The organism is uncultured Amaricoccus sp. (assembly GCF_937891315.1).
GTDB lineage: Bacteria > Pseudomonadota > Alphaproteobacteria > Rhodobacterales > Rhodobacteraceae > Amaricoccus.
In genome coordinates this window covers 1-7,219 of record NZ_CALAGI010000175.1, presented here as the reverse complement: position 1 = coordinate 7,219, position 7,219 = coordinate 1, and the positions used below count along the sequence as shown (strand labels likewise).

Below are 7,219 nucleotides of genomic sequence, written 5' to 3'. Positions count from 1 at the left end.
CCCGGCTTGACCGTTGAAAACGGTCATGCCCCCCGCAGGGCATGCCCGTCACGATTTCGCGTAGCCTCGAAATCGCGCAGTGAAAGCTCGGACATCGCGCATAGCCCGGATGGTGCTGGCGGGCGACAGGGACATCGACAGGGGCGCAGCCTTCTGCGGCTATGCGAGGTCCCGGCGGTGCAAGGCGCAGGCAAAGGCGAAGCAATCAAGCGGATTTGATATCAGGCCCCCCCGCATGCCCGTCCCGAGATCAAAGCTCCCGGAGAAATTCTTCCCCCCGCGCGCCCTCGGTGGGTTTCCTCCGGGCGCGCGGCCGCCGCGACCTGCCACCGGCGGGTCGGTACGACGCGGCCGCTGTAAATCCGCGCGGCGAAATGGCCAAAAAAAACGGCGGGATCCGGCGGCGAGCCGCGGGTTTCCCTGCCGCCTGATCGACCTCAGGCGGCCTTGTCCGGGGTGCCGAGATAGGTCTCGACGCGGGCGGCTTGGGCGGGGGTGAGGCGGAGGCCGAGCTTGGTGCGGCGCCAGAGGATATCCTCCGCCGTCCGGGCCCATTCGCGGTCTCGCAGCCACAGGATTTCGCGCTCGGTCAGCGTCGCGCCGAAATCCTCGCCGAGATCGGCCGCGGTCCGCGCTCCGGCGAGCAGCGTCGCCGCCTCGGTGCCATAGAGGCGGACGAGGCGCGCGGCCCAGGCGGCGTCGAGGAAGGGATGCGCCGCGCGCAAGTCGGCCGCCAGCGCCGGTCCGGCGTCCCAGGCGAAGCCGCCGCCGGGCAGCGGGACGCCGGCGGTCCAGGCGGCGGGCAGGCGCGGAAACCACGGGCGCAGTTTCTCCAGCGCGGCCTCGGCGAGCCGGCGATGCGTGGTGATCTTGCCGCCGAAGATGTCGAGCACCGGCGCCCGCCCGGCCTCCTCCCGCACCTTGAGCACATAGTCGCGCGTCGCGGCGCTGGCCGAGGTGGCGCCGTCGTCGAACAGCGGCCGCACCCCGGAATAGCTCCAGACCACGTCCGAGGCCCGCACCGGGGCGGCGAAATAGTCCGAGACGGCGGCGAGGAGATAGTCCCGCTCCTCGGCTGAGCAGGCGGCGGCGCCCGGCGGGCCGTCATGCTCGATGTCGGTGGTGCCGATCAGGGTGAAGTCGCCTTCGTAGGGAATGGCGAAGACGATCCGCCCGTCCCGCTGCTGGAAGATATAGGCGCGGTCATGCGCGAAGAGCCGGCGGGTGACGATATGGCTACCCCGCACCAGCCGCGCGTCGCCGGCGGCGGTCGCCGCGAATCCGTCGCGGATCACGTCGCCGACCCAGGGACCGGCGGCGTTGACGATGGCCCGCGCGGAAACCGTCTCCAGCCCCGCGCCGCCGCGGATCGTCGCGTTCCAGCCGTCGCCGGCGCGCACGGCCCGCTCGAACCGGACGCGGGTGCGGATCTCGGCGCCCCGGTCGGCGGCGTCGCAGGCGTTCAGCACGACGAGCCGCGCGTCGTCGACCCAGCAGTCGGAATATTCGAATGCCTTGCGGAAGGTCGGTTTCAGCGGTGCCCCGGCCGGATCACTGGCGAGATCGAGCGTTCGCGTCGGCGGCAGGATCTCCCGCCCGCCGAGATGGTCGTAGATGAACAGCCCCAGCCGAAGCAGCCACGCCGGCCGCAGCCCCGCGTGACGCGGCAGCACGAAGCGCAGGGGATGCGAGATGTGCGGCATCGCGCGGAGCAGGGTCTCGCGCTCGATCAGCGATTCCCGCACCAGCCGGAACTCGTAATATTCGAGATAGCGCAACCCGCCGTGAAACAGCTTGGTCGAGGCGGAGGAGGTGGCCTGCGCGAGGTCGCCCTGCTCGACCAGCATCACCGAAAGGCCGCGGCCGGCGGCGTCGCGGGCGATGGCGCAGCCGTTGACCCCGCCGCCGATCACCAGAAGGTCGAACGCCGCGCTCAAGATCCCGCCCCCGCCACCTCGACCAGCACGCCGGCCCGCTCGCAGGCCAGCGCGAAGCCGCGCGGCGGGGCGGCGTCGGTGACGAAGGCGTGCAGATCGCCGACACCGCAGATGCGGACCGGCGCGCTTCGGTCGAACTTCTGCGAGTCGCTGACGAGGATGGCGCGGCGCGCATTGGCGATGATGGCGCGGGCGACCGCGACCTCGCGCATGTCATAGTCGAGGATCGCGCCGTCCTCGTCGAGCGCCGAGGTGCCGATGAAGGCGAAATCGGCCTTGAAGCCGCGGATGAAGCCGACCGCCTCGTCGCCGACGATGGCGCCGTCGCTCTGCCGCACCAACCCGCCGGCGAGGATGATCTCCTTGCGCGGCGTGCCGGACAGGATGCCGACGACGTTGAGATTGTTGGTGACGACGACGAGATCGCGCCGATCGACCAGCGCCCGCGCCACTTCCTCGGTCGTGGTGCCGATATTGAGGATGATCGAACAGCCGTCCGGCACCATGGCGGCGGCGGCCACGCCGATCGCCCGCTTGGCCGGCCCCGCGAGGCCGCGCCGCTCGGCATAGGCGAAATTCACCACCTGCGTGGCGGCGCGCGCGCCGCCATGGTGCCGCGCGAGCAGGCCGCCGCGCGACAGTTCGTTCAGGTCGCGGCGGATGGTCTGGGTGCTGACATCGTATTCCGCCGCCAGGGCCTCGACCTCCACCCGGCCGAGGGCCCGGGCGCGCTGGAGGATCCCGGTTTGTCGTTCGCTGAGTTGCATGGTGGTCTGATCGCTACGATGCTCATTCGCACGTTGCCGACTTTCATTCGAAAGTCAAACTTGTCAGCGGGCCGTTCATCGCGATTGAAATGAACCACGATGACGGCACAACGCCTTGGTAAAGATATTCGATGCGTATGCCTTCGATGTCCGCCTATGCCCTCGGTGCCAGACGGTCGCCGAAGGCCAGACCGTCGGCCACGAAGACAAATCGTCGCCGCCCGATCAGAAAAAGGCCTGCAGCCCGGTCTGTGCGCGGCCGAGGATCAGGGCATGCACGTCATGCGTGCCCTCGTAGGTATTGACCGCCTCGAGATTCATCACGTGGCGGATCACCCCGTACTCGTCGGAGACGCCGTTGCCGCCATGCATGTCCCGCGCCATCCGCGCGATCTCCAGCGCCTTGCCGCAGTTGTTGCGCTTCATGAGCGAAATGAGCTCGGCCGGCGCGCGCCCCTGATCGAACAGTCGGCCCAACCGCAGCGCGCCCTGCGACCCGAGGCTGATCTCGGTCATCATGTCGGCGAGCTTCTTCTGGATCAGCTGCGTCTGCGCCAGCGGTCGACCGAATTGCCTGCGCTCCATCGTATAGGCGCGCGCGGCGTGCCAGCAGAATTCCGCCGCGCCGAGCGCGCCCCAGGCGATGCCGAACCGCGCCCGATTGAGGCAGCCGAACGGCCCCGCGAGGCCCTCGACATGGGGCAGGAGATTTTCCTCCGGAACGAAGACCTCGTCCATCTGGATCATTCCGGTGATCGAGGCGCGCAAGCTGAACTTGCCTTCGATCTTCGGCGCGAACAGCCCCTTCATTCCCTTGTCGAGCAGGAACCCCTTGATCTTGCCGCCATGCGCGTCCGACTTGGCCCAGACGACGAAGACGTCGGCGATCGGGCTGTTGGTGATCCAGTTTTTCGCGCCAGAGACGGAATAGCCGCCGTCGACCCGCTTCGCCCGGGTGATCATCGACCCCGGGTCCGACCCGTGGTCGGGCTCGGTCAGGCCGAAGCAGCCGACCCACTCGCCGGTCGCGAGCTTCGGCAGGTATTTCGCCCGCTGCGCGTCGGTGCCGTAGGCGAAGATCGGGTGCATGACGAGGCTCGACTGAACGCTCATCGCGCTGCGATAGCCGGAATCGACCCGCTCGACTTCCCGCGAGATCAGCCCGTAGGAAACGTAGTTGACCCCGGCCCCGCCGAATTCCTCGGGGATCGTCGCGCCGAGCAGGCCGAGCGCCCCCATCTCGGTCATGATCGCCCGGTCGAAGTTTTCGTTCCGGTTCGCCTCCGTCACACGACTCGCCAGCCGATCCTGGGCATAGTCCCGCGCGGTATCGCGGACCATCCGTTCTTCCTCGGAGAGCTGCTCGTCGAGAAGGAAGGCATCGTCCCAGACGAAACCCGCGAGCTTGGCGCGGGCGGTCTCAGGCGTCGTCGCGTGCGTCATCGGCGCCTCCGGGGGATTCGATGGGGTCTCCCTTGGTAGATAGTCTCGCGGTGGCCGGCAATGCTTCGCGATCACGTCTCGCCACGACCCGCGATCGCCGACCGGGGAGCGCTCGGACGCCGCTCTTCGGCGCCGCCGCCAGGGGCCGTCAGCGGTCAACGGATAGTCGGGATCTCGACAAGGCGGGTACTGGTCTGTCACCCCCACCATCGCCACGTGTCCTCTGGACCGCTGCTTTCGGATCGCGTCGGCGCCGCCTGCCGAGGAGAACCGCCGCGTTCATGCAGGTTTGCCCACCTGGAGAGCAGCCGCTTCGCGCCAACGGGCGCGAAACAAACCAGAAGACTCGCGCGCATTGCGCGCTCCGGCTGGCCGCGGAGGCGGTCCGTCCCGATCGCCGAAGTCCGACCGGATGCCTATTATTGCAGCGGAGGGGCGCCGCTCGCGGTCAGGCGGCGGTGGATGGTGCTGCGGTGGATGCCGAGGCGGCGGGCGGCCGCGCTGACATTGCCGCCGCACTGGCGCAGGGTGTCGAGGATGAGGCCCGTCTCCGCGTCGTGGAGCGTCTCGGGCCCTGGCGCCGGCTCGCCGAGGAGCGCCGGCTCGCCGCCGCCCGCGTCCTGCCAGTCGCAGGCGAAGACCTCGCCCTTGGCGCCGCGCAGCGTCGCCGCGCCGCGGCCACCGGGCGCGCCTTCGAAAAGCTCGCCGAAGGCGGTGTGGTCGAGCGCGTCCCAGTCGAGCCCGACGATCCCGAGCCCGCGGCGGTTCGCCGCCACCAGGATCCCATCGCGGAAGACGAGCACGCCCTCGCGCACCGTGCCGAGCATGGAGGGGTCGCTGTGCAGCCTCAGCACGCGGCAGCCCTCGAACCGCTGGCGCAGCAGGCGATGCTCGATCTGGCTCACCGCCATCCGCAGGAGCCCCAGCGCGTGGGTATGCGGAATGCCCGATGAGCCGGAGATGTCGAGCACACCGAGCATCGCGCCGCGCGGATCGACGATCGGTGTCGCGGCGCAGCTGAGAAGCTCGTGCCCGTCGAAGAAATGCTCGGCGCCATGGATCGCGACCGCGCGTCGCTCGGCGAGGGCGACGCCGATCGCATTGGTGCCGGTGTTCGCCTCGCTCCAGTCCACGCCGGGGCGCAGGGCCACCTGGGCGGCGCGGCCGGCGAAGGCCGTGTCGCCGAGCGAATCGAGGATCATGCCGGCGGCGTCGGTCAGGATCACCACGCTTCCCGTCTCGCGCGCCTCGGCGGCCAGCAGTTCGAGCTCCGGTCGGCAGAGCCGGGTGAAACGGGCGTGCCGCTCGTGCAGATGGCGCAGTTCGCCCTGGGTCAGCGGGTCGGGCGCCGGTGTCGCCCGCTCGCGAAATCCCATTTCGGCGCAGCGGATCCAGGAGCGCAGCACCGCGTGCCCCACCTGATCGGCCGGCAGCCGGCCCTCGCCGAAGAACTGGTTTCTGGCCGTCGCGATCCGCGAATCACCATATCGGATCATGTCTCGCGCCACTCCTCCCACCTGTCGCTTTTTGCGACGGTCGTTTCTTGACTGTTGTTTCGTGCGACGAGCCTATCCGGATTCCCCCGAAAGTCCATTCATCCTTCCGTCTGGAGCGATCCGGGCGCTATTGACTCGGCGCGCGGGCGAGCCGCAGCCTCAAGGACAATGACAATAGCGGGCACAGCCCGACGACACGGAGGAATTCAACATGACCGTTCTCGACAAGATCTCGGCCCGCAAGGCGCCGTTCAAGGAACGCTACGGCAACTTCATCGGCGGCCAGTGGGTCGAGCCAGCCGACGGGCGCTATTTCGAGAATACCTCGCCGATCAACGGCAAGGTCATCACCTCGATCGCCCGGTCGAGCGCCGTGGACGTGGACCGGGCGCTCGACGCCGCGCACGCCGCCCGCGAAGCCTGGGGCCACACCGCCCCGGCGGCGCGCGCGCGGATCCTGAACCTGATCGCCGATCGGATGGAGGAAAACCTCGAACTGATCGCCACCGCCGAGACCTGGGACAACGGCAAGCCGATTCGCGAGACGATGGCCGCCGACGTGCCGCTCGCCATCGATCATTTCCGCTATTTCGCCGGCTGCCTGCGCGCGCAGGAAGGCTCGCTGTCGGAAATCGACAACGATACCGTCGCCTATCACTTCCATGAGCCGCTCGGCGTGGTCGGGCAGATCATCCCCTGGAACTTCCCGCTGCTGATGGCCTGCTGGAAGCTCGCCCCGGCGCTCGCCGCCGGCAACTGCGTGGTGCTGAAGCCGGCCGAGCAGACCCCGGCCTCGATCCTCGTCTGGGCCGAGGTGGTGGGCGACCTCCTGCCGCCGGGCGTGCTCAACATCGTCAACGGCTTCGGGCTCGAAGCGGGCAAGCCGCTCGCCTCCTCGAACCGGATCGCCAAGATCGCCTTCACCGGCGAGACCACGACCGGCCGGCTCATCATGCAGTATGCGAGCCAGAACCTGATCCCGGTCACGCTGGAGCTCGGCGGCAAGTCCCCGAACATCTTCTTCGCGGACGTGGCGGCCGAGGATGACGATTTCTTCGACAAGGCGCTCGAAGGCTTCACCATGTTCGCGCTGAACCAGGGCGAGGTCTGCACCTGCCCCAGCCGCGCGCTGATCCATGAGTCGATCTATGACCGCTTCATGGAGCGGGCGCTGAAGCGCGTCGCCGCGATCAAGCAGGGCGACCCGCTCGACCCCTCGACGATGATCGGCGCGCAGGCCTCCTCCGAGCAGATGGAGAAGATCCTCTCCTATCTCGACATCGGCCGGCAGGAAGGCGCCGACGTTCTGGCGGGCGGCGAGCGCAACATGCTCGAAGGCGACCTCGCCAGCGGCTTCTACGTGAAGCCGACGGTGCTGAAGGGCCACAACAAGATGCGGGTCTTCCAGGAGGAGATCTTCGGGCCGGTCGTCTCGGTCACGACCTTCAAGAACGACGAAGAGGCGCTCGAGATCGCCAACGACACGCTCTACGGCCTCGGCTCGGGCGTGTGGAGCCGCGACGGCAACCGCGCCTACCGCTTCGGCCGCGCCATCCAGGCCGGTCGTGTCTGGACC

The 7,219-nt window shown here is 68.8% G+C and carries 5 protein-coding genes; 1 reads left to right on the top strand and 4 read right to left on the bottom strand.

Annotated features, from left to right (window positions below; genetic code table 11):
• Window positions 1-437 precede the first annotated feature (437 nt).
• The 4 genes from glpD to Q0480_RS17445 form a co-directional block, all read right to left on the bottom strand.
• Complete coding sequence (gene glpD / locus Q0480_RS17460; protein WP_299134929.1) at window positions 438-1,937, bottom strand: glycerol-3-phosphate dehydrogenase; 1,500 nt, start codon at window positions 1,935-1,937, stop codon at window positions 438-440.
• Window positions 1,934-2,704 (bottom strand): DeoR/GlpR family DNA-binding transcription regulator, encoded by a 771-nt coding sequence (locus Q0480_RS17455; RefSeq protein WP_299134928.1) that lies wholly within the window; start codon window positions 2,702-2,704, stop codon window positions 1,934-1,936. The genes glpD and Q0480_RS17455 overlap by 4 nt, the downstream gene beginning before the upstream one ends.
• A gap of 225 nt (window positions 2,705-2,929) precedes the next feature.
• On the bottom strand, window positions 2,930-4,147 hold the full coding sequence (locus Q0480_RS17450; RefSeq protein WP_299134927.1) for an acyl-CoA dehydrogenase: 1,218 nt from the start codon (window positions 4,145-4,147) through the stop codon (window positions 2,930-2,932).
• Between the two features lie 419 nt (window positions 4,148-4,566).
• Window positions 4,567-5,643: a sigma-54-dependent Fis family transcriptional regulator gene (locus Q0480_RS17445; RefSeq protein ID WP_299134925.1), complete on the bottom strand. Its 1,077-nt coding sequence runs from the start codon at window positions 5,641-5,643 to the stop codon at window positions 4,567-4,569.
• Window positions 5,644-5,854: 211 nt separating this feature from the next.
• On the opposite strand from Q0480_RS17445, the gene adh reads away from it, so the two are divergent.
• Window positions 5,855-7,219: aldehyde dehydrogenase (gene adh / locus Q0480_RS17440; RefSeq protein ID WP_299134923.1), on the top strand; the 1,365-nt coding region annotated here is incomplete at its 3' end.